Raw genomic sequence first — 22,967 nt, 5'->3', positions numbered from 1 at the left:
AAAGTATTAGGAAGGAGGGTATTTATGTCCAGCATCGGCATCATTGCAAATCCTGCCTCGGGCAAGGACATTCGCAGGCTGGTTTCCTATGCAACGACCATCGACAACCAAGAAAAAGTGAATATCGTAAAACGAATCATATTGGCTGCTCAATCTCTTGGGGTTGATTCGGTTTGGATTATGCCGGACACGTTTCAAATGGGTTTTACGGCCATTTCTGACTTATCCTGTGATGAAAAATTACATATAGATTGTAGAGTGATGGACATTCCTCTAACAGCTACCTCCGAGGATACAACGAGGGCGGCGGCTGAAATGGAAAAAATGGGGGTGGGCTGTGTAATTGTTCTGGGAGGAGACGGAACAAGTCGGGCGGTTGCAAAGGGATTAACGGACACTCCCCTTCTTCCTCTTTCCACAGGAACAAATAACGTATACCCTACTATGGTGGAAGGGACTGTAGCGGGGATGGCAGCAGCGGGAATTGCACTGATGCCAAACGCAAAGGAATGTTGTACGAAAGATAAGCGAATTGAAATATATAAAAATGGTAGCCTTTTGGATATTGCCTTAATTGATGCGGTGATTACAGATGATCTTTGGGTTGGAGCGAAAGCCATATGGGATGCGGAAAAATTAAAGCATATTTTTGTGACTCGATGCCATCCGGCAAGTATCGGATTTTCTTCAGCGGCGGGGTGCATTCAGATTGTGGAGGATAACGACCCATATGGTTTAGCCTTAACCCTAGGAGAAAATGGGGAGGAAATCATTGCACCGATTGCGGCAGGGTTTTTGGCATCCTTGAACTATTTGAAGGCAGAGTTTCTACCTTTAGGGACGCCAATGGAACTGGTTATGGAGTGGGATTGCATGGTGGCGTTAGACGGAGAACGGGAATTGCGTGGTAAAAAAGGCGATCGTCTGGCGTTTGCGATTACACAAGGAGGACCTTGGCGAGTTCAGATTAAGAGGACGCTTGAAAAAGCAGTTGAAATAGGTTTATTCAAAAGAATCTAGGCAATATCGCACAATTTTGTGTATTCAGATGTGTGGTGCTGCCATAAAAAATCATATAAGTTGGAGGTGGAGTTATGGCACAGGAGGTTTTATTACCCAAGTTAGGACTGACCATGACAGAAGGAACCATTGATGAATGGAAGTTTAAAGAAGGAGAATTTGTAAAAAAAGGAGACATTTTATTTAGTGTTTCTACAGATAAATTGACCAATGATGTTGAGGCAGAAGCAGATGGGGTACTTTTGAAAATTCTGGTACCTGCCGGTGAAACAGCAGCGTGCAAGGCTGCTGTTGCCTATCTTGGGAAGGAGGGAGAAGCGGTTTCTCAAAATTATACGGCAGAAGAAAAAGCGGAAGAAAAATCACAAGCGGAACCCATGCAAAAAACAACCGCTCCTACGGCACCTCCAAAAGGAAATATTTTGGCCTCACCCGCAGCGAAAAAATTGGCAAAAGAAAAAAATATCAACATTAGTCTGGTTTCGGGAACTGGCCCCAATGGTCGAATTACGTTGCAAGATGTAGAGGATTATTGTGCAAACCCGAAACAAGACAATTGCGATGAAAGAACAAAAACAAGCCCGATGGCGGAAAAGCTGGCAAAAGAATTGGGTGTGAACATTGAAAAAATTGGTGTAGACGGCAGGGTAATGAAAAAAGACGTTTTAGCAGCGGCTAATGTAGATATGGGTGAAGTGGCAAAGGTTAATGGAAATGACTTACCTCCAATAAAAGTAAATGCTTTGCGTCGGAGTATTGCTTCAAACATGACATTATCTTGGAATACCTCTCCCCGTGTAACATACACACACCCTGTGGATGCTACAGCTATGAAAGAAATGCGGCAAAAATTGAAAGAAGCATGCAAACAAGACAATGTTAAATTAACATATAACCATATTATTATGAAGATGGCGGCAAAGGTTTTGATGGAGTTTCCTGATGTCAACGCAAGCTTTACAGATTACATGATTACAAGACATATCCATGCAAATGTGGGTTTAGCGGTGGCAAAGGGAGATGGGCTTATTGTTCCCAATGTCAAGAGTGTGGACACAAAATCATTGGTAGAGGTTGCGAAGGAAACGGAGGCTCTGATTGAAGCTGCTCGCAGCGGAAAAATCGGTATGGAAGATATGACAGGGGGCACCTTTACCATTTCCAGTTTGGGTCCTTATGGCATAACGAATTTTTCACCCATCATCAACCAACCGGAATTGGCAATTTTAGGCGTTTGCGATATGGTGGAAACTCCCGTGGTACGCAATGGAGAAATTGTAATTCGCCCAATGATGAACCTTTGTTTGACTGCAGATCATCGAGTGGTTGATGGGGTTATGGCATCAAAATTTTTAAAACGTCTTTGCGAGCTTTTGGAAAACCCGTATCTTTTGTTTACATAAAAAACAAAACGGATGGAGGCAAACGTCTTTATCCGTTTTTTACAAAAGAGGAAATAGCAAGGTTATAAGTTAAATATAAAAAAGAAAGGACTGAGTATATGGCAAGTGAAGTTTTGATGCCGAAACTGGGGTTGACCATGACTGAAGGAACCATTGAGGAATGGAAAAAGCAAGAAGGGGATACGGTAAAAGCAGGGGACGTGCTTTTTTCCGTGGCAACTGATAAATTAACCAGTGATGTGGAATGCGACAAAGAGGGGGTATTGCTGAAAATTCTATGCTCTGCCGGAGAAACGGTTTCCTGCAAAAGCGTTGTTGCATACATTGGGCAGGCGGGAGAAAACGTTGGAGAAAATGCTGGCGCACAAAAGGAAACCACACCTATTCAGGAGTCTTCCAAGGATACGGCATCGAAGAGTTCTGATAAAAAATCGATTATTATTGTGGGTGGCGGCCCAGGTGGATATGTAGCGGCGATTCGTGGGGCGCAATTAGGCGCAGACGTTACGGTAATTGAAAAAGAATATTTAGGCGGCACTTGTTTGAATATTGGCTGTATCCCCACAAAGTGTTTGCTGCATAGTGCAGAGCTATTTGAACAAATCAAACACCAAGGAAAAGAATTGGGGATTAACGCCACAGGGCTCAAGGTGGATTTTTCTCAGGTAATCGCCCATAAGGATGCAATTTCCAAACAATTAACGTCTGGCGTTGCGGGCTTATTAAAAATAAATAAAATCAAAAAAATTGACGGTGAAGCAAGCTTTCTTGGGCCTAAAACCATATTGGTACAAAAGGCAGATGGTCAAAAGGAAGAATTGAAAGCGGATGCTATTATTTTGGCTACTGGCTCTGTTAATTTTGTGCCACCCATACCGGGTTTGAAGGAAAATTCAAATTGTATCGATTCTACAGGTGCCCTTAGCCTGGAAGCATTACCAAAATCCATGGTGGTAATTGGGGGCGGCGTAATTGGTTTGGAATTGGCATGTGCCTACGCTGGTTTTGGTACAAAGATTACTGTAGTTGAAGCTCTTGACCATATGCTGCCCATGATGGATGGGGAAATTACAGCAGTTGGTGTTGCCCATATGAAGAAAATGGGAATTTCTTTCCATTTGGAATGCCCTGTACAGGCAATAGAGCCCTCCTCAGTTGGAGCAAAAGTCGTTTGCAAGGATAAGGACGGAAAGACTGTGGCTTTTGAAGCAGAAAAAGTATTGGTGGCAATCGGTCGTCGTTCCAATACAGCAGCGTTGCAATTAGACTTGGGCGGTGTCAGCCACGATAGAGGGCGTATCATTGTCAATGAGAAGATGGAAACCAATGTACCCGGTGTATATGCCATAGGGGACTGTGTAATGGGGCATGCGCAACTTGCACATACGGCTTCTGCTATGGGTGAAGTGGCGGCGGAGAATATATGCGGGATTTCTTCTCAATATATTGAAAACACAAGTCCTACTTGCGTATATATGATGCCTGAGGCGGCTGGAGTTGGGCTTACGGAAGAAGCTTGCAAAAAGAAAAAAATTGAGTATAAAATTGGTAAATTTCCGATGTCGGCAAATGGGAAAGCTCTTATTTTAAACGGGGGCGAGGGTTTGGTCAAAATCATTACCGATGTGAAATATGAGGAAGTTTTGGGAATGCATATCATAGGGCCAAGAGCAACAGATTTGATTGCAGAAGGTGCTTTGGCGATTAGATTGGAAGCAACGGCGGAAGAATTAATTTCCACTATACATTCCCATCCCACTGTTACAGAAACCATGCGAGAAGCAGCCCTAAATGTAGAAAAACGGTCGATCCACTTTTAACTGTAACAATGGTAATTTTGATGGCATTATTTTTCACGGTGGTTCTTACACTTTCGATGAAGGTAAGTATAAAGATTTAGTATTTGTAATAGCAGGTCTTGCCATTATCACATTAGCAGCAGCATTTATAAAGGCGAAAAATTTTTGCTTTTATGGCTAAAGAATAGTGACAAGATTAAGCCAGAACAGAGAAGTAAGGCAGAACTAAATAATAAACACGTATCGAGCAGGAGTGTAATTCTTCCTGCTCGATTTACATATTAACTGCTTTTGTGCAGATTTAGAAGCAATTTTTAGGATTTAAAAACTGATAAAAATTATCTGAAAAGAAAAAAGGAATGAACACTTCTTTATTATTCTATCGGTATTTGTGTTTGTTATAAACTAACAATATAATAAACAAATATTCTACCCCTTTTAAATTTGATTGACGAACACATACACAGACAAATTATTTGAAAAAAATGTAAAATATACTAGTATAACAATAAAAGATATTATACCAACAAACTACATGATAGGGAATTAAAGATGAAAAAATAATGGTTAAAATCTTGGAATTGGCTGGACAATAGTCAATAAAGTAGACACAAAAATATTAAAATTTCTACTTTTTGTACTTAAAGTGCCGTTTGAACAAAGTATCTCTTTTTCATCAGGTGATATAAGTTTTATGCAGTAGATATAAAGTAAATCCAATTATACATACAAGTAATTCAGTTGCTGGGAATGCACACCAAACGCCTATCATGTCACCAATTGACGATAATAAGAAAGCCATAGGTATGATAATTACAAATCCACGCAGAATAGAAATAATATGCGCAGGGAGTGCATATTCAGTGGACGTAAAGTAAACAGACATGATGATATTAAACCCGGCAAAAAGGCAAGCAGTAAAATAATACTTTAACCCGGTTACAGCAATAATTTGCAGGAGAGCATTATGTTCACTGTTAAATATATTGGCTATCTGTGATGCTCCGAAAAATACACAGAAGTAGACTATGCCAGATATAACTAATATGGTTGTCATAGCATAACGTAAAATCCCTTGAACATTGGCATGATTCCCAGATCCGTAATTACTACTGATAATTGGCTGAATCCCTTGCGCTACACCTGTATATATTGCCATTACTACTAATGAGAGATTAGCTATAACGCCATATGCAGCGACACCGATATTTCCTTGCAGTCTTAATATAATAATGTTAAATATAATGATAACAATACCCGAAGAAACCTCTGTGATAAGTGAAGGTAATCCACTTGAAAAAATAGTCATGATCAACTTGCTTGAAATTTTACATTTTTTTAAATGAAAGCAATTTTTCTTTTTAAAGAAAAAAGGAGATAGTACAAATATACTGATAACCGGGGCAAGACCTGTAGCGAGAACTGCGCCCATGATCCCCATTTTAAATGGGAAAATAAAAATATAATCTAAAACAATATTTGATAGGCTTCCCACAATCATTGCGGTCATAGAAAGCTGTGGTGCGCCATCATTTCTTACAAAGCATAAGAGAATATTGTTCAGTATAAACATAGGGGCAAACAGTAAGATTACTTGCAAATAAGTTTTACTCATATGAAAAACCGTCTCATCAGCTCCAAGCATTTCTACAATTGCTTCAGAGAAAAAAATTCCGATTATAAAAAAAGCAATTGCAAAACCAAGTGCCAATATAACAGCATTTGTAAATGTACGATTTGCCGCCCCTTTGTCCTTTTGACTTTTTAAAATAGAATATTTAGTGCCGCCACCCATGCCAATCATTAACCCACTACCATGAATAAAGCTGTATATTGGAATTGCAAGATTTAATGCTGTTAAGCCATTTATTCCAAGTCCTTTTGAAACAAAGAAAGTGTCTGCTAAAATATAGCAGGATAGCCCCATCATACCAAGTACGTTTAGTGATGAATATTTTATAAAATCTTTAAAGCAATTTGTATTATTCATTAAATGAAACCTCCATGCAAAAATAAAAAAGTAGACCTGCGTTGCGTAACACAGGCCTACTACACAATAGAAACCCCGGCGGGTTGATTTTGCTATTTTTAAGTAATAATATTGGTTCTGTTCCAATGCCAAATTCTATTGGGCAATACTTTGAAGCATATTTGTAATTTCTGCAAACCGCTCATCTGTGATCCCAAGCTTTTTTTGAAACTTTTCTTCCTCAAGCCTTACGACTATCAATTTATCAGGAGAAATATCCTCAATAACATCTTTTAGCTTTTGAACAGATACTTCATCATCGTTATACCCTCTTATAATTGTGACTTCAAAGATAAACTTCCCATTGTACTGTTTTTGAAAGTTAACCATATTGGAAATATATTGGTCTAATGTATACCCTTGAATTGGTCTTTGTGCTTTTTGAAAAGTTTCTTCGGTAATTACCTTTAGTTCGCCAACGACCTCATCACACATATTTGCAATTTCCATACAGTCTTTTCTACCGAGCAAATAACCGTTGGAAAACAATCGAACAGATAGTCCTTTGTTTTTTATGAAACTGATAATATTGCGGATTTGGTTATGTATAAGAGCTTCCCCTTTAGAGTTAATTAAGACAAGTTCTGCGTTTGTTTGTTCAATAATTTTTTCTAACTCAGTTAACGACTCAGTCACATTACCAAATGTAATTTGAGTATCAATCTTGTTTTTTGATCTTCCAATCGGACAGAAAATACAATCAAAGTTACAATACTTTTCTGGAAGAATATTTACTTCCAATACTCTTTTACCGTCCTCAATATAAATATCTTTATAATCAAATCCTTGCATAGTTTAGCCTCCTCAAACAATGCTCTATTTTTGCAATTTTTTATTATATATAAATTGATCTAACCATTTTTTCTTGCCTTGCCGGTCATAGATACAATCTCAAATTCATAGACCGTTACATTTTTCATAGAAGCAGAAATATATTTTTCTCCATTTTCCAAGTACTCTGGACTATACTTTTGAAGTAATTTTCTTAGTATATCCTGAGTATTTTCAGAAACCTTTATCTTTCCAAAAGCAATTACACTCTCATATTTTGTTGAAAATTTTGATGGAAGAATTTCTGTCTTTCCAACTACTGTGAAGCATGCCTTTGAATTGTGTTCAATATTTTCCTTTTTAAGTCCATCGGCGTTTGTACCATGAAAATATATTTTCCCGTCTGCATAAACATAACTGATTGGAACGCCATATGGATAGCCATCCATACTTACAGTAGATAGTACGCCATATTGATTGTCATACAAAATTTGCACGGATTCCTGTTCTGTTAGCTTTCTATCAGTCCTACGCATTTCTTTAAACATGATTCTTTTCCTCCTTCCTGATGCACCAAGTTGTTTAGAATATATCTCAAATAAACAAAAAAACGCCTTAACACCATTCCTTCTAAGGCCTAATGGAATGGTATCAAGACGTTTACCCGGCGGCAAAATAATAATATAAATAAAATCTATCATACTTACATAAAAAAGTCAAAAATTTTTTTAACAAAATATGACCGTACATTTTATTTTTCAGGAAAAACCCTTTGAAGAATATTTCGCAGTTCTTCCATAAATCCTTCAATTTGTGGGGTCAAAACTTTGTTGGTATGGAGAACCATCTGCACAGATTGTGCCTGATTTGATTCCGGGATATTGAGAATATGGATTTTTCCTTGCGCAATAGAATCTTGTACAGCATAGAGGGGGAGAACAGATAAGAAAGTGTCTTTTTCAACCATCCTTCGTGCCATATCTGCACTTTGTAACTTCAAAAAAGGATGAAATTCAATGTGATGGTTTGCCATGATACCTTGAAAATGTACGCTGTAGGGTGCGGATTCTTCCATTAAAATAAAATCTTGTCCGGACAAATCCTCAAGTTTTATTTGGCGTTGAGTTGAAAGTGGATGCAATGGATTGGCAACAATTACAATAGGGACGTTAACCATGTGCCAACACTGCCATTCAGTTTTGGGTAATGGGTCATCAATAATACAAGCCGCATCTAAAAGCCCGTATTGTAAATCATTTTTCAGAGTTGCTGTAGCATCCACGGTTATTTCAATTTTTACACGGGGAAAGCGATGATGATAATTAATAAGTGTGTCTTCCATGACCAAATTAAAAAGCGATTCTACCATGCCTATTCGTATCGTTCCACCGAGGGCGTCTTCGGATCTTAGGAAGCTTTCCATACGTAAAGCAGTGGACACGATTTGATGTGCATAGGGCAGTAATTCTTCTCCGTATTGAGTTAATGAGACACTACGACCGATTCTGTTAAACAGTGGGGCACCAACTTCCCGCTCTAATTGTTGAATTTGTGCACTGACATTTGATTGCGAGTAACCTAATTCTCGACTTGCCTGTGTAAAGTTTTGCAAAGCAGCTACTTTCAAAAAAGTGTTTAGATTCCGAATTTCCATGATAGCCTCCAGATGTTTTCAATGGTTTTATAATACAATATTTTGCTTGTTAAATCAATCGAAAAAAATGATTGTTTTAATCAAAACCATTTGTTTTACAGATTAATCATAGCATGCTATGATGCTTTTAAGGAGATGAAGTATTGTTTCTCCAACATAATAGATGAGGAGTGAATATGTAATGAATCAATCAATGAGGACACAAACGACTGCTGTACATGGTGGTATTCGAAAAGACGACACCTTTGGAGCCATTAATGAACCTATTTATATGACTTCGAATTATCGCATTCCCACAGATGGCACTCCTGTGGATTGGAGTGGAACGGAGAGCAATATTTATGCTAGAAATCGCAATGTTAACCAAATGGTTTTACAAGACAAACTCTGTGCTTTAACCGGTGCAGAAGACTGCGCAATATTTGCAAGTGGTGTTGCGGCGCTTACTGGTGTATTTGTACCGTTTTTGAACACTGGTGATCATGTAATTGTTTCCGAAGTCTGCTATAGTGCAACAAATTTGTTGTTTCGTAAGTATTTGCCGGAAAAGTATAATATAGAAGTAACTTTTGTAGATTCAACTGATACGGAGGCGATACGTACTGCAATTCGTCCCAATACACGCTTGATTCATATAGAAACACCTGGAAATCCAACGACGGAAATCAGTGATATACAAGCAATTGCAACATTGGCACATTCTGCTGGTGCTTTGCTTTCTATAGATGCAACATTTGCAGGACCAGTAAGCCTCTTTCCTCTTCGTTTGGGAGCAGATTTAGAAATTCATAGTATGACAAAGTACATAAATGGTCATGGTGATTCGCTGGGGGGTTGCGTGCTAGGCAAAAAAGAGCTGTTAACACAGGTAAAGGAAATTGCCATGGTGAATTTTGGAGGCATTTTAAGTCCCTTTAATGCGTGGCTAATTGCTAGGGGATTGGTAACCCTTCCTATGCGAATGGCGCAACATAGTCGTGTTGCCTTGGCAGTGGCTGAATTTTTAGAGAAGAGTCCAGCAGTTAGATTTGTCTGGTATCCAGGCTTAGAAAGCCATCCACAACATAATCGAGCCAAAGAGCTGATGCACGGTCAGTATTCTGGTATGATTGCTTTTGACATTAAAGGAGATGAGCGGGCACACCAGCAGTTTCTAAATGAATTAAAGTTGGTTACTCATGCCGTATCTTTAGGTGATATTGAAAGCCTGATTGTTTATTATGATAAAAACAGCGATAAATTGCCCCATTATCCTCAAATTTTTCAAGATGGCTTCTTCCGGTTTAGCGTAGGTTTGGAGGACGCGGAGGATTTGATTGAAGATTTACAGCAAGCATTTCTAGCTTGTAATTTAATATAAATAGATTCTGTAATCACTAAAAATGCTTCGGCAAAGGGAATACAGCAGTTAAAACAGAAGAAGAGACGGAAGATTAACCGTCCTTTTTCTTTATTACATTGTTTATAAACGAAATTGATAACCCTGCAAGTTTTAGATTTAAAACCGATGTAAGTCGTTTTGAATGGGGAGAATTAAGCATATTGTGTCTTGAAGCTGTAGTGCAAGTAATTAAGTATTATATTGCCATAGGTGCAGATGAGATGTTAATGAGATATGGAATTAGAGCACATTGCTTTAAAAACGGAAAATTAGTACGAATAGGATTACATTATTTTAATAACATGGCAGATGTGGATAAATTAATAGATTTTCTGAAAATTATAGATAATAAAAATCCATAAAAGTTTTATCGTTATTTAGAAATATGTTTAAGGAGGATTAAGATGAAAGACATAGTAGAAATCCGTTGGCATGGACGAGGTGGGCAAGGCGCAAAAACAGCATCATTGTTATTAGCAGATGCAGCTTTTAATACTGGCAAATTTGTACAAGGTTTTCCTGAATATGGACCGGAAAGAATGGGCGCTCCGATTACTGCTTATAATCGAATCAGTTCAGAAAGAAGCAGTGTTCATTCAAATATTTATTACCCTGATTATGTGGTCGTTGTAGATGAAACTTTACTTAGTGCTGTTGACGTTACTGCTGGGCTTAAGGCGGAAGGCGCAATTGTCATCAATAGTGCGAAGACTCCCGCAGAGCTTCGTCCTTTGCTTAGAGGCTATGCAGGGAAAGTCTGTACAATCGATGCAGGCAAAATCAGCCAAGAAACATTAGGCAAAAACTTCCCCAACACACCTATGCTTGCAGCAATTGTTAAAGTTTCAGGTGTAGTTGCGGTTGAAGAATTTATTAAAGATATGGACGCATCTTTCCATCATAAATTTGCAACAAAACCACAAGTTATTGGAGGTAATATGGAAGCTTTAAAACGTTCTATGGAGGAGGTGACAGTAGGGTGAGTAACTTAAAAGCAAAAGACATTAATGAAACAATTACTTGGAAAGAAATTACGCTTGGCTGCAGCGTTTTTGAAGGGGGTAGTGCTGAATTAGTAAACACAGGTGATTGGAGAACAATTAAACCGGTTATAGATATGGAAAAATGCAAACAATGTATGCTTTGTGTTCCTGTTTGTCCTGATATGTCAATACCGGTAGAAGAAGATGGTCGTCGTGGAGAATTTAACTTGTTTTTTTGTAAAGGATGCGGCATTTGTGCAAAAGTTTGTCCGTTTGATGCAATTACAATGATTAAAGACGAAAAATAGGGAGGTTGCAATATATGGGTATCAGAGAAAGATTGTCAGGGAATGAAGCTATTGCTGTGGCAATGAAACAAATTAATCCCGATGTAATGGGTGCATTTCCAATTACACCATCAACTGAAATACCACAATATTTCTCAAGTTACGTTGATAATGGAGAAGTTGATACAGAATTTATCGCTGTTGAAAGTGAACATAGTGCTATGTCTACATGCATTGGTGCTCAAGCGGCAGGTTGTCGTGCAATTAGCGCAACTTCTTCTTGCGGATTAAGCTACATGCATGAAATGCTTTATGTGGCAGCGTCAGATCGTTTGCCAATCACATTGGCGGTTTCTTGCCGTGCATTATCAGGTCCAATAAACATTAATAATGATCATTCAGATGCTATGAGTGTGCGTGATGCAGGTTGGCTGATGCTGTTTGCAGAAACAAATCAAGAAGCATATGATAACTATTTACAAGCAATGCGAATTGCAGAAGCTGTTAATTTACCTATTATGATTTGTCAAGATGGATTTATTACATCCCATGCAATTGAAAACATAACATTAGTTGAAGATGATAAAGTTAAGGATTTTGTTGGTGAATACAAACCCGAATATTCATTATTAAAAGGTTCTATGGCAGTTGGACCTTATGCAACCCCAGCATTCTATATTGAAGCAAAACGGCAACAAGCACAGGCAATGATTGATGCCAAAGATGTAATTCGCAGTGTTTCTGCTGATTTTGAAAAAATGACAGGAAGAAAATATGATTTGATTGAAGAATACGAAATGAAAGATGCAGAAAGAGCAATAATCATAATTGGTTCTTCTGCTGGTACGGCAAAAGAAGCGATTAGAGGTTTACGTGCAACAGGAGAAAAAGTAGGACTTATTAAAATTCGTTCCTTCCGTCCGTTTCCTGCCGAAGAAATTGCCCGGGCACTCAAAAATGTAAAAGTTTTCGCTGTGATGGATAAAGCTGATAGCTTTAACAGTCATTGTGGTCCTATTTTTGCGGAGGTTAGTGCGGCAATGTGTGTTGCCAATATAAATAATCCGAAGGGGATTAATATTATTTATGGTCTTGGAGGTCGTGATGTTCGTGTAGAAAGCATTGAAAGAGTTTTTGCACAGCTTGATGAAATTGTTAAAACAGGTGATGTTGGCGAAAGCTATCGTTACCTTGATGTAAGGGAATAGGGGGGGATAAAACATGAGTTACAATTTAAAAGAAGAATTAAAAAAAGAAGAACGGTTTACCGGTGGACATAGAATGTGTGCAGGATGTGGCTCTCCTATTGCAGTACGTACGGTTTTACGTGCCCTAAACCCTGAGGACAAGGCTGTTGTTTGTTCTGCAACAAGCTGTTTGGAAGTTTCTTCTTTCATGTATCCTTTTACTGCATGGAAAGATAGTTTTATCCATAATGCTTTTGAAAATGCAGGAGCAACGATATCCGGTGTGGAAACAGCTTACAAGGCATTGAAAAAGCGTGGCAAAATCGACGATACTTATAAATTCATTGCCTTCGGCGGTGACGGCGGTACATATGACATAGGTTTCCAGAGTTTGAGTGGGGCAATGGAACGTGGGCACGACATGGTTTATGTATGCTACGATAACGAAGCGTACATGAATACAGGTATCCAGAGATCCTCCTCCACACCGCATTTTGCGGATACAACTACAAGCCCTGTTGGTGCTGTAATCCCCGGTAAATTGCAGAAGAAAAAGGACTTAACAAAAATTATGGTAGCCCATAATGTACCATATGTTGCGCAGACAACGTTTATGGGTAATTTCAAGGATATTTCTGAAAAAGCACATAAGGCGATTTACACACCCGGAGCTGCATTTTTAAATGTTATGGCTCCTTGTCCCAGAGGTTGGCGTTATGAGACAGAGGAATTGATGACAATTACAAAGTTGGCAGTTGATACTTGTGTATGGCCCCTTTATGAAGTGATTGATGGAAAATATTTTTTGAGTTATAAACCGAAAACAAAATTGCCGGTTGAAGATTATTTAAAGGCGCAAGGGCGTTTTTCCCATATGTTAAAGCCGGGTAATGAATGGATGGTCGAAAAGATGCAAGAAGAAGTTAACCGCCATTGGATTGATTTATTGGTTCTTTGCGGCGAAAAATAAAATTCTATAAAAACCCACATAAAAAATATTTATAAACTTACGTCGAACGGTTCTTTCTAAAGTGCTGTTCGACGTAATGCGTTTCATATAAGTTAGATTGTAAAATGAATTCACCACACTAATAGGGTAAAAAAATAGCCCATAATGGAGACCATCATGTAGAATGGAGTTATCGAGACAACATTCAAACGAAGGCAACATTATGGGCTACCACTATTTTACCACATACGAGCGAGGGCGCATACAAGAATTGTTATCACCGGGCTATTTCCATCGAAAATCCCACAAAAGCTTCATCTCTAGAACGAAAAAGTCGATTATATACTGCATTCAAGACCGGCACGACAGACCGTGGCAAAGAGTTTGCCTGTTGCAAAAATATTGAAGAACAGCTCGGTTTAATCCTTTATTTTCCCAATGCTTATTCTTCATGGCAATGTGGTAGCAATGAAAATTCTAATGGTCTTTTGAGAGCATTTTATCCTAAGAGAACCAATTTAGCTTTAGTAAGCCAAAAGTGGCGCACTTGACTTGACAATTCATCAATCTAACTTATATTTAAAATAATTTTATTGACATTTATTTTAGTATTAAATATACTATATATGTACCAGGTACATCAGTATTGATTTGAAATAATCATATATTTTCAGTTATTATATTGCTTAAAAAGAAGGAGTAAAATGAATAAAACAATTACAATAAAAAAGAAAATTCTATTTTGTCTCTATTTGTTTATTATTTTTTATTGCCTTTTTTCTGTATTTATTAGTTTAAGAATTGATAACTTAATACGTATAGGGAATGAAATGCCAGATAAAATTAATCCAAAACCCGAGATGATTTCAGATGAAGATTTTCAGGAATTATGTTATAAGTATAAATATGCTATAAATAAGTATACATACCCAGAGGCATGGGAAATTTCTTTTCGTACTCCTGTGCTTACTTTTCACTGGTTTACAGGAGCCAAATCAGTTTACTGGTATTTTTATGACGTATCTTTTGATGGAAATTCTAATGGAAGCTGGGGTGCTGATGTTCAGGTGACTTCGGAGTTTAAAAATGGTAGTTGGATAATATCAGATGTGTATGAGGGACAATAAGTTTTAAAAATATTTTCAAAATCAGCGGCAAATCCGAGTATACACAAGTTGGTTTTATATCAGAGATGAAGAAAATTAATAAGGAATTTATGTTTGCGAAGTTGTTCCTCAATAAATGGTTTAAATTTATAGCTATAGCAAAGAAGACGATTTAATTTTATATATCGTCTTTTTTGTGTTCTCAAAAAGGGAATGGCACTGGAAGGTAGCCTTTAATTCAGGGCTTACTATTGAAATTCTTCTTTTATTAAGGTTATAATAAGAGGAATTTTAAGGAATTAAGAGGTGAAATCGTGAAAGAGAAATTTACGATTGGTGAAACAGCATCCCTGTTAGGAATTTCTACACAAACATTACGTTACTATGATAAAATTAAGTTGCTTTCTCCGGGATTTACCGATGAAATTACAGGTTATCGATATTATTACTATAACCAATTTCATTATATTGATCGAATAAGGTATCTTCAGAGCTTTGGTATGCAGCTTGAAGATATTCGAAAAATAATACACAGTGGCAGTGTTGAATTACTGTTACCTTATTTGAGGAAAAAAAGAGAAGAAGCAATACAGGAATTAAAGGAAACGAAGGAAAGAATCAAAGATATTGAATGGTATATTGATTATTTTACTTATATAAATAAGAGCGAAATTTTAGACAATCTATATAAAGTTCAGAAAGAAGAAAGGTATATTTTAAGTGTTCCTTGTTTCTATAAAGAACAATTACCCCAGATGGAAATTCGCTTGGCAGGGGCAAAAAGTAAAAATGAATATGTCAACTCAAAATTTAGAAGGCAGTATGGATATAAACTAGATGTGGAAGCGTTATTAAAAAAAGAATTTTACCCCAGAGAGTATTTTGTATACTTTAGAGAAAAGCCTGATTTGGATAAGTCATTGTATGATGTAATTCCGGCTGGAGAGTATTTGTGTTTTCAAACCCAGGCTTTATCGGAAAGCTGGGATATTAATATGCTTACAGAGTTTTTTGGCAACAGACCCAAACCCAAGTTGGTATTGGCTATGGAATTTGAAGATAACTTAGTGGATTATTCTAATGCCCAGTACGAAGTGCAGATATTTCTTTGGCAATAAGTACTAATTGACCTTATAGTAGGTATAAGAATTAGGATTTTGTTAAAGAAAAATCAAGAAAGCGGTGGGTTAGTTGTTTAAGGAAAATACAGAAATTCTTTACAAAGGAACAGAGGATCGGGAAGGGGCAATTCATCCGGAAACACCGGCAATTTATCCCTCCTCAGCATATATCATTGATGATACCAGAGATTATGATTTCGCTAACAATGGAGGAAAATATTTTTATAACAGAACTGCAAATCCCAATAGAGATGGGTTGGCGGAGGCCATCTCTTATTTAGAAAATGGTGAGGACACCTTAATATGTTCCTCTGGAATGGGTGCTATTTCTACTACGGTATTAGGACTTTTAAAATGTGGGGACCATGCAGTTTTTAATAAAAGTATTTATGGAGAAACAATTGAGCTGATAGAGATACTGGAAGGCTTTGGAGTACATGTTTCTTTGGTGGATTTTACAGATATTACTGAATTTGAAAATGCCATGAAAGAGGATACGAAAGTAGTTTATACAGAAATCATTGCCAATCCTTTGACACTCGTTGTTGATATTAAAGCAATCAGTAAAATTGCGCATTCATATGGTGCGATAGTTGTTGTGGACAGTACATTTACCACACCTTTTGTGATTAAGCCCCTTGATTTTGGAGCAGATATTGTAATCCATAGCTTGACAAAGTTTTTTGGCGGACATAGCGATGTGACCGGTGGTTCTGTTACCTCAAGCAGTGCTATGATTAAAAAAATTAAACCAAGCTACTTATTATTGGGTGCATCACTGGATGCAAATTCAGCATGGCTTTTGCAAAGAAGTATCAAAACTATGGGTTTAAGAATGAAAGCGCAATTGGATAACGCAATTCTTGTTGCACAAGCGTTAAGCAAAAACCCAAAAATTCAGTATGTATATCATCCAAGTTTAAAAAATCATCCCCAGCATGAGTTGGCCTGTCAAATTTTTTCCTATGGCTATGGCGCAATGATTAGCTTTTCCGTAGAAGACAACAGAGAAAAAGTTGACGAATTTATCCATCGTCTTAAAATAATTAAGTATTTAGGTACCTTAGGGGGAATAAGAACTACATTAGCTCACCCTGCAACAGCCTTTCGGAATGAATTTACAGAGGAGGAGTTGAGAAAAATGGGCATTCATGAAGGGCTCATTAGAATTTCCACAGGCGCAGAAGATGCAGAAGACTTAATTGAGGACTTAAACCAAGCACTGGAGGTATTTAAGTAAGTATAATGCGTTACAGATCAAGTTTTTATTAAAACGGAGGGGTTTTTATAAGATGGATAATATCTTAAAAGTATTATGGGCGATTTCAGATTTTTTATGGGGAACACCTATGACAATTGCATTGGTGGGAACAGGACTTTATCTTACAATTAAATTTAGATTTGCGTACATTACGAAAATAAAGTTTCATTTCAAAAACACATTTGGTAAAATGTTCAAAGGCGGCGAAGGAGAGGGAACAGTTTCGGGTTTTGCAGCGGCATGTACCGCTATGGCCAATACCATTGGCGTAGGGAACATTGGTGGTGTAGCAACTGCAATCACCATGGGTGGACCTGGCGCAATCTTTTGGATGTGGATGTCAGGATTGTTGGGAATGAGTACAAAAGCATGTGAAATTATTTTAGGTCAAAGATACAGAGTAAAGTATGAAAAGTCAATGGATGAATATCTTTGTGACAGGTCGTTCGTTATGAAGAATGCCCTTGGCTGGAAAACAGGTTCCATTATACTTGCTGTATTTGTATTTGTTTTTGGACCATGGACGAACGCGGTTCAAACAGAATCAGTAACCAGTTCTTTATATGAAGCATTTCAAATTCCTCCCATTATCTCCGTTGTTGTAATTGGTGTTTCATGCTTTGCAACAATTGCAGGTGGGTTAAAGAGAATCTCCGGTGTTATGGAAAAAGTAGTACCTTTTATGGCTCTGGCTTACATATTGTCTGGAATTGGAATTTTAATTATGAATATTCATGCCGTTCCTAGCGGTATTGCACTGATTTTTAAAAGTGCTTTTAGTCCTATGGCCGGAGTTGGTGGTTTCGCAGGTGCTACCGTTAGAGATGCGGTAAGATACGGAATTGCCCGTGGGCTTTATTCCAATGATGCGGGAACCGGTTATGGTATTGTTGCCCATGCAGCAGCACGAACAGATCATCCTGTACGTCAGTCTTCTTGGGGATGGGGTGAAGTTTTCTTAGATACCATTGTAGTTTGTTCAGTTACAGCATTAACGATTATTCTAACCAATTCATATATTGATTTCCCCGGTATTACCAGTGCGCAGTTAACTACAGTTGCGTTTAAAGTAGCTTATGGTAAGTTTGGCGGTTATTTTATGGCCAGTGCAATTTCCATTTTTGCATGGACTACGATTATTGGTATGTATTATAGTTGTGCAAAGTCAGTCAATTATGCCCTTGGAGATACAGAGCTGAATAAAAAATTCACTCCGGTTTATATGGTATATTTCTTAATTCCAGCCCTTGTCTTCTACAATATAAAAGCGGACATGCTTTGGGCAGTTACGGATATTTTAAGTGCCATGTATGTAATCATTACTTTGACATTTATTTATGCAAAACGGAAAGAAATATTCAGATTATACAATGATTTCTGGAAACGATTTATCCCTGAATTAAAAGCAGGAAAAAATCCGGAAAAGGTTTCATTTGAAACTATAGAGCAAGATATGAAAAACTAAAAAGTACGAAATAAATGCCTTAAGAGGATTTCTTAGGGCATTTTTAGCGGGAGAATATAATGGATTTCATTAAGAGGGCATGGGTAAAAATTTCTATTGAAAATTCAAAGTATAACTTTTAAAATAAAAAGCTTACTTAAACAAAACGTGAAGGTTATGGCTGTTTTGAAAGCTAACGGATATAACTTCGGCGATGTCAGAGTTTTTACAATGTGGCGAAGAAGAGGTATATTGTCATATTCCGTATCGTCCTACTAAAATGAATGGATAAGAATACCTGTTGCCATCAGCTTAATGATCCGCAATGTGCCGATGATTGGAATGCAATTTTCAGCACGATATCATAAAACGGGTTATTAACAAAGAAGCGGAAGATAAGGGATTAATTTTTGGGACTAGACTTGCAGTTATGATGTCTGGTGCCTTTGGTTTTGCTTTTACAATAAATATAGGAGATACTATTTATTTTTGGATTACAGGGTTGGCTATTCCTGTTATGGTGATTTTTCCTGCGTACATATATGCTTGTTTTCCAAGAGAGTCAACACAGAGGGTGTTATTGCGGAAATAGTACTGGGAGCGTTTTTTGTCATTTAGAAAGACAAGAATTAGATGTTTTACAATATTGTGTGTGATGCGGGCTTTTGCGTGGGCAGAGGCTTTTTTTGTTAGCGCTTAAAGGAAATAAATGCCGGGTATCTGTAGGTTTTTTCTTGCATAGACACGAAGGGGAATAGGGAATTTATACATTTTTAACAGAACTTAATGGGATTTTAACATGTTATTTGGGATTTTAATGTAATAAGGCTTTATTTTTTTCAATTAAAGACGAGATAACATATATGGGATAATGTTTATTGGGAAATTTTTCAAGTTACAAAACACGACAAATGATTCAAATTTAAGAGGAGGTACAAAATGCATAGCCTAAAAAAGAAAATTGTTTTATCTACGTCATTGATTTTGTTTATTTCAATGGCGTTAATTACTTTGATTTTAACATTAACAAGTATTGCAAACACGAAGAAAACAGTAAGAGAGATCTTTGAAGAAACTACGGCTACGGCAGCTAATGTTGTGGAAGGCAGGCTACTTATTGTAGAAAATGCCGTAGAAGAACTTGGTGTTAATAGTGTTCTTGTCGACAGTAATAGTGCAGTGGCAGACAAGCAGAAGATTTTGGACAGCACTACGTCAAAAAATGATTTTCTATCTTCAACCATAACGGATAAAAATGGTAAGGGACTTGACGGTAATAATTATGCAAATACGGAAGCGTTTCAGCGGGCAATGAAGGGTGAGGTATACTTTGATTATCCAAGAACTACTTCTGATGGCAAAGGGGCACAAATACTTGTATCGGCGCCTTTGTGGAAGGATGGCATTCAGGATGGTTTTATCGAAGGCTGCGTTATGGGCATTTTGGATGGAACATATCTTTCAAATATTACAAATGAAATTGAATTTGGAGAAAGTGGTAGAGCTTATGTTATTAATGAAGAAGGAACCACCATTGCCAATGGTGATTATAACCAGGTGATTTCTGGTCAAAATAATATTGAACTTTCTGCAAATGACCCCAGTATGAAAAAACTTGCAGTTGTTGAGCAAACTGCTGTAAATGGGGAACCTTGTTTTGGAGAGATTGAGTTTGCAAATATAAAGAAAATGATTTTTATGACTCCGATTGATTCCACTGATGGATGGTCACTGGGAATATATGTTGATGACAAAGATTTTTTGCAGTCTACATATACAAATGCCATAATATGTACGCTTATATGCCTTGGGCTTATATTGATTGCTTTTTTCATAATGAGGTCTTTTGGAACAAAAATTGCAACACCAATTACTGCTTGTGCGGACAGATTGAAATGTCTTGGTGAGGGCGACCTTTCATCAGAAGTGCCTATGGTAACGGCTAAAGATGAAACACGCATTTTGACGGAGGCAATGCAATTTATAGTCCAAAGTCAGAACATGGTGATTAACGATATAAAATATATACTCAGTAATCTTGCGGATGGTAATTTTACTGTTAGTAGTACGAATGACGATGCGTATCAAGGAGACTATAGTGGGATTTTAACTGCTTTAAAAGATGTAATAAATCAGCAGAATTCAACACTTTCCCATATTACCCATGTGGCAGAGCAGGTATTCGTTGGTTCTGAACAAGTTTCCAATGGAGCGCAGTCACTAAGCCAAGGCGCTACGGAACAGGCTTCTTCCATTGAAGAGGTATCTGCAACTATTGTAGAAATTTCGGAACAGGCAAAGCGAAATACTGATAATGCAAGGGCTGTAAATACACTTTCATTTAATGCAAGTGAAGGTATTGCTCAAAGCAATGAGCATATGAAAGATATTGTGGAAGCCATGGGTAATATCACAAAAGCTTCTACTGAAATTAGTAATATTATAAAAACAATTGATGCTATCGCTTTTCAAACAAATATTCTTGCACTCAATGCTGCCATTGAGGCTGCAAGGGCAGGGTCAGCAGGAAAAGGATTTGCTGTTGTGGCTGATGAGGTTCGTAACCTTGCCCAAAAATCTTCTGAAGCGGCAAAAAATATAACAGTACTTATTGAAAGTGCAATTGTAGCTGTTAATCAAGGGAAAGAGATTGTTGATTTGGCTGCACATTCTTTGGATTCCGCGGTTGAAAAAACCACGCTTGTATCACAGAAGATAGGTGAAATTTCTTCTGCGTCTGAACACCAAACTAGATCTATTATCCAGATTACTACAGGAATTGAGCAGATTTCTGCTGTTGTGCAAACAAATAGTGCTACCGCTGAGGAAAGTGCTGCGGCAAGTGAGGAGCTAACTAGTCAAGCTCAATTGCTGCAAGAGCTTGTAAGCAGCTTTAGGCTAAGAAATATATCAGACAATCCCATTCAAGAAGAGGAAGCCCATTCTCCATCAGATGGTTTGGATGATAATTATTTAAATTGAAAAGCTTTTAAAAATTAAGATAATTGTATCTAATAAAAAATCACCATCGAACATGGTGATTTTTTATTAGATACAATTATGAGGGGAAGTAATGAATTAGAGCTCCTGTATATCATAAGAATTATATTTAAAACAATTTAAATGTAATTTGCATTTTTTGTAGATATTTGGTAAAATAGATTCGACAGAAAAGTCATAATAAAGTACAATAATTTTTGTTTATATTTTTACAAAAGTTTACATTTTTTCATAAGAAAATGTAACTTGTTTTGATTTCCAGTTGGTTTTCCTTTTGTTATTGTTCGCCAAATAAAATATTTACCAAATTTTGAAGTTTCAAAAAATTTGAAATGTTATACTTATAAACTTTTAATGTAATACTACAGAAATATGTAGAAAGCCAGAGCAAGATGTGTATTTAACAGTTGTTGTAACAAATTAGTGTGGATATTCAGAGGCAAATTCGTAGATAAGAGAAAGTAATTAGGTGGCAGTAGATGCGATATTTACCATTACAACAAATAAAAGAAAACTCAATATTGGCGATTCCTGTGTATAACGATACCGGAAGCATCCTTCTTAATGCGAATACGATTTTGAAACGTGCTTATATTCAAAAATTAGCTGTCCTTGGGTATGCGGGTCTATATATTTATGATGACATTTCCAACGAAATTATTGTAACTGAATTGCTTTCCGAGCAACTTAAAAGAAGTACCGTACAAGCGCTGAAATCGTTTAATCTTGATTCTTGTAGGCTTATGGCGCATTCCATTGTAGATGAATTGCTCAATAAATCTGATGTTTCCGTTGATATGGTAAACATTGCATCCTTTGATAACTATACTTATATACACTGCATTAATGTTGCGGTTTTATCGGTTATTTTAGGAATTGGTATGGGCTTAAACTATACCCAATTGAAAGAGCTTTCAGAGGCAGCGTTGCTTCATGATATTGGAAAGGTAAACATAAGCATTGATATTTTAAATAAAAAAGAAAAATTGACAGATGAAGAAATGAATATTATTCGTTCCCATTCCCAAGAGGGGTACAACATTATCAAAGATAATTTTATGATTTCAGGCCTGGTAAAGAATGCTGTTCTTTCACATCATGAAAATGAAGATGGGAGCGGGTATCCTCGTAGTCTAATAGGAAAACATATTCATATATATGCAAAGATTATCCATGTATGTGATGTATATGATGCTTTGGTTTCCAACAGGGTTTATAGAAAAGCCATGAATCCAGCGGATGCTCTTGAATATCTAATGTCCAATTCATACATTATGTTTGACGTAAGCTGTGTGAAAAAAGCCATGGAGTATATTTCTCCTTATCCCACTGGAATTACCGTGGAGCTTTCTGATGGGCAAGAGGCGATCGTGGTTAAGCAAAACCATGTACATCACTTAAGACCCAAGGTTGTCATTACCAAAACCAAAGAAAAAATAGATCTAATGAAGGTTTTTAATTTGACTATTGTAAAAATAATAACTTAAGCAATGAAAGCTTCCTGCTCCGATAATATTTCTGCTTTTCAGCAGAGTAAGAAGAGCGGGGGTTTTTTATTTAAAGAATCCATTG

At 37.1% G+C, this 22,967-nt stretch carries 18 protein-coding genes; 14 read left to right on the top strand and 4 right to left on the bottom strand.

The window, feature by feature from the left end:
• The first annotated feature begins 24 nt into the window (after window positions 1-24).
• The 3 genes from P9Q65_RS06920 to lpdA all read left to right on the top strand — a co-directional run bounded on the left by P9Q65_RS06920 (window position 25) and on the right by lpdA (window position 4,243).
• Window positions 25-1,020 carry an ATP-NAD kinase family protein gene (locus tag P9Q65_RS06920; protein ID WP_304508639.1) on the top strand — a complete coding sequence of 332 codons (996 nt, stop codon included), beginning with the start codon at window positions 25-27 and terminating at the stop codon, window positions 1,018-1,020.
• Window positions 1,021-1,094: 74 nt separating this feature from the next.
• Window positions 1,095-2,423: a dihydrolipoamide acetyltransferase family protein gene (locus P9Q65_RS06915; protein ID WP_304508638.1), complete on the top strand. Its 1,329-nt coding sequence runs from the start codon at window positions 1,095-1,097 to the stop codon at window positions 2,421-2,423.
• A gap of 98 nt (window positions 2,424-2,521) precedes the next feature.
• Window positions 2,522-4,243 carry a dihydrolipoyl dehydrogenase gene (gene lpdA / locus P9Q65_RS06910; RefSeq protein WP_304508637.1) on the top strand — a complete coding sequence of 574 codons (1,722 nt, stop codon included), beginning with the start codon at window positions 2,522-2,524 and terminating at the stop codon, window positions 4,241-4,243.
• Between the two features lie 655 nt (window positions 4,244-4,898).
• Here the strand turns inward: lpdA and P9Q65_RS06905 are convergent.
• From P9Q65_RS06905 to P9Q65_RS06890, 4 genes are all read right to left on the bottom strand, one after another.
• Entirely contained in the window at window positions 4,899-6,212 is a 1,314-nt protein-coding gene (locus tag P9Q65_RS06905; RefSeq protein WP_304508636.1) for an MATE family efflux transporter, read from the bottom strand.
• A gap of 135 nt (window positions 6,213-6,347) precedes the next feature.
• Window positions 6,348-7,043 carry a radical SAM protein gene (locus tag P9Q65_RS06900; protein ID WP_304508635.1) on the bottom strand — a complete coding sequence of 232 codons (696 nt, stop codon included), beginning with the start codon at window positions 7,041-7,043 and terminating at the stop codon, window positions 6,348-6,350.
• 59 nt (window positions 7,044-7,102) lie between these two features.
• Complete coding sequence (locus P9Q65_RS06895; protein ID WP_304508634.1) at window positions 7,103-7,570, bottom strand: pyridoxamine 5'-phosphate oxidase family protein; 468 nt, start codon at window positions 7,568-7,570, stop codon at window positions 7,103-7,105.
• Window positions 7,571-7,773: 203 nt separating this feature from the next.
• Complete coding sequence (locus P9Q65_RS06890) at window positions 7,774-8,676, bottom strand: LysR family transcriptional regulator (protein ID WP_304508633.1); 903 nt, start codon at window positions 8,674-8,676, stop codon at window positions 7,774-7,776.
• A gap of 181 nt (window positions 8,677-8,857) precedes the next feature.
• On the opposite strand from P9Q65_RS06890, the gene P9Q65_RS06885 reads away from it, so the two are divergent.
• The 11 genes from P9Q65_RS06885 to P9Q65_RS06830 all read left to right on the top strand — a co-directional run bounded on the left by P9Q65_RS06885 (window position 8,858) and on the right by P9Q65_RS06830 (window position 22,882).
• Window positions 8,858-10,036 (top strand): trans-sulfuration enzyme family protein, encoded by a 1,179-nt coding sequence (locus P9Q65_RS06885; protein ID WP_304508632.1) that lies wholly within the window; start codon window positions 8,858-8,860, stop codon window positions 10,034-10,036.
• Window positions 10,037-10,461: 425 nt separating this feature from the next.
• A complete protein-coding gene (locus P9Q65_RS06880) occupies window positions 10,462-11,040 on the top strand; it encodes a 2-oxoacid:acceptor oxidoreductase family protein (RefSeq protein WP_304508631.1) in 579 nt (192 codons plus the stop codon).
• A complete protein-coding gene (locus P9Q65_RS06875) occupies window positions 11,037-11,348 on the top strand; it encodes a 4Fe-4S binding protein (RefSeq protein ID WP_304508630.1) in 312 nt (103 codons plus the stop codon). The genes P9Q65_RS06880 and P9Q65_RS06875 overlap by 4 nt, the downstream gene beginning before the upstream one ends.
• A gap of 14 nt (window positions 11,349-11,362) precedes the next feature.
• Window positions 11,363-12,535 (top strand): pyruvate ferredoxin oxidoreductase, encoded by a 1,173-nt coding sequence (gene porA / locus P9Q65_RS06870; RefSeq protein WP_304508629.1) that lies wholly within the window; start codon window positions 11,363-11,365, stop codon window positions 12,533-12,535.
• A 13-nt stretch (window positions 12,536-12,548) separates the two neighbouring features.
• The gene (locus P9Q65_RS06865) at window positions 12,549-13,484 is read left to right on the top strand and encodes a thiamine pyrophosphate-dependent enzyme (RefSeq protein ID WP_304508628.1); all 936 of its coding nucleotides are present in this window, start codon (window positions 12,549-12,551) and stop codon (window positions 13,482-13,484) included.
• A gap of 683 nt (window positions 13,485-14,167) precedes the next feature.
• Entirely contained in the window at window positions 14,168-14,590 is a 423-nt protein-coding gene (locus P9Q65_RS06855) for a hypothetical protein (RefSeq protein ID WP_304508627.1), read from the top strand.
• Between the two features lie 293 nt (window positions 14,591-14,883).
• The gene (locus P9Q65_RS06850) at window positions 14,884-15,687 is read left to right on the top strand and encodes a MerR family transcriptional regulator (protein ID WP_304508626.1); all 804 of its coding nucleotides are present in this window, start codon (window positions 14,884-14,886) and stop codon (window positions 15,685-15,687) included.
• Between the two features lie 73 nt (window positions 15,688-15,760).
• Window positions 15,761-16,930, top strand: a complete 1,170-nt coding sequence (locus P9Q65_RS06845; RefSeq protein WP_304508625.1) for a trans-sulfuration enzyme family protein — start codon at window positions 15,761-15,763, stop codon at window positions 16,928-16,930.
• Between the two features lie 52 nt (window positions 16,931-16,982).
• On the top strand, window positions 16,983-18,416 hold the full coding sequence (locus P9Q65_RS06840; protein WP_304508624.1) for an alanine/glycine:cation symporter family protein: 1,434 nt from the start codon (window positions 16,983-16,985) through the stop codon (window positions 18,414-18,416).
• Window positions 18,417-19,334: 918 nt separating this feature from the next.
• Window positions 19,335-21,377, top strand: a complete 2,043-nt coding sequence (locus P9Q65_RS06835) for a methyl-accepting chemotaxis protein (RefSeq protein ID WP_304508623.1) — start codon at window positions 19,335-19,337, stop codon at window positions 21,375-21,377.
• Between the two features lie 497 nt (window positions 21,378-21,874).
• Window positions 21,875-22,882 (top strand): HD-GYP domain-containing protein, encoded by a 1,008-nt coding sequence (locus tag P9Q65_RS06830; protein ID WP_304508622.1) that lies wholly within the window; start codon window positions 21,875-21,877, stop codon window positions 22,880-22,882.
• The last annotated feature ends 85 nt before the right edge of the window (window positions 22,883-22,967 follow it).

It is taken from the genome of Anaerotignum sp., from assembly GCF_030625865.1.
Taxonomy (GTDB): domain Bacteria; phylum Bacillota; class Clostridia; order Lachnospirales; family Anaerotignaceae; genus Chakrabartyella.
The sequence above is the reverse complement of the archived record's forward strand: the minus strand, read 5'-3'. Positions and strand labels throughout refer to the sequence as shown.

Excerpts from the sequence above, each read along its gene's own strand:
- P9Q65_RS06920 (WP_304508639.1), top strand. The coding sequence starts at position 25 with ATGTCCAGCATCGGCATCATTGCAAATCCTGCCTCGGGCAAGGACATT.
- P9Q65_RS06890 (WP_304508633.1), bottom strand. The coding sequence starts at position 8,676 with ATGGAAATTCGGAATCTAAACACTTTTTTGAAAGTAGCTGCTTTGCAA.
- P9Q65_RS06885 (WP_304508632.1), top strand. The coding sequence starts at position 8,858 with ATGAATCAATCAATGAGGACACAAACGACTGCTGTACATGGTGGTATT.
- P9Q65_RS06880 (WP_304508631.1), top strand. The coding sequence starts at position 10,462 with ATGAAAGACATAGTAGAAATCCGTTGGCATGGACGAGGTGGGCAAGGC.
- P9Q65_RS06840 (WP_304508624.1), top strand. The coding sequence starts at position 16,983 with ATGGATAATATCTTAAAAGTATTATGGGCGATTTCAGATTTTTTATGG.
- P9Q65_RS06855 (WP_304508627.1), top strand. The coding sequence starts at position 14,168 with ATGAATAAAACAATTACAATAAAAAAGAAAATTCTATTTTGTCTCTAT.
- porA (WP_304508629.1), top strand. The coding sequence starts at position 11,363 with ATGGGTATCAGAGAAAGATTGTCAGGGAATGAAGCTATTGCTGTGGCA.
- P9Q65_RS06895 (WP_304508634.1), bottom strand. The coding sequence starts at position 7,570 with ATGTTTAAAGAAATGCGTAGGACTGATAGAAAGCTAACAGAACAGGAA.
- P9Q65_RS06905 (WP_304508636.1), bottom strand. The coding sequence starts at position 6,212 with ATGAATAATACAAATTGCTTTAAAGATTTTATAAAATATTCATCACTA.
- P9Q65_RS06900 (WP_304508635.1), bottom strand. The coding sequence starts at position 7,043 with ATGCAAGGATTTGATTATAAAGATATTTATATTGAGGACGGTAAAAGA.
- P9Q65_RS06865 (WP_304508628.1), top strand. The coding sequence starts at position 12,549 with ATGAGTTACAATTTAAAAGAAGAATTAAAAAAAGAAGAACGGTTTACC.
- P9Q65_RS06830 (WP_304508622.1), top strand. The coding sequence starts at position 21,875 with ATGCGATATTTACCATTACAACAAATAAAAGAAAACTCAATATTGGCG.
- P9Q65_RS06915 (WP_304508638.1), top strand. The coding sequence starts at position 1,095 with ATGGCACAGGAGGTTTTATTACCCAAGTTAGGACTGACCATGACAGAA.
- P9Q65_RS06835 (WP_304508623.1), top strand. The coding sequence starts at position 19,335 with ATGCATAGCCTAAAAAAGAAAATTGTTTTATCTACGTCATTGATTTTG.
- lpdA (WP_304508637.1), top strand. The coding sequence starts at position 2,522 with ATGGCAAGTGAAGTTTTGATGCCGAAACTGGGGTTGACCATGACTGAA.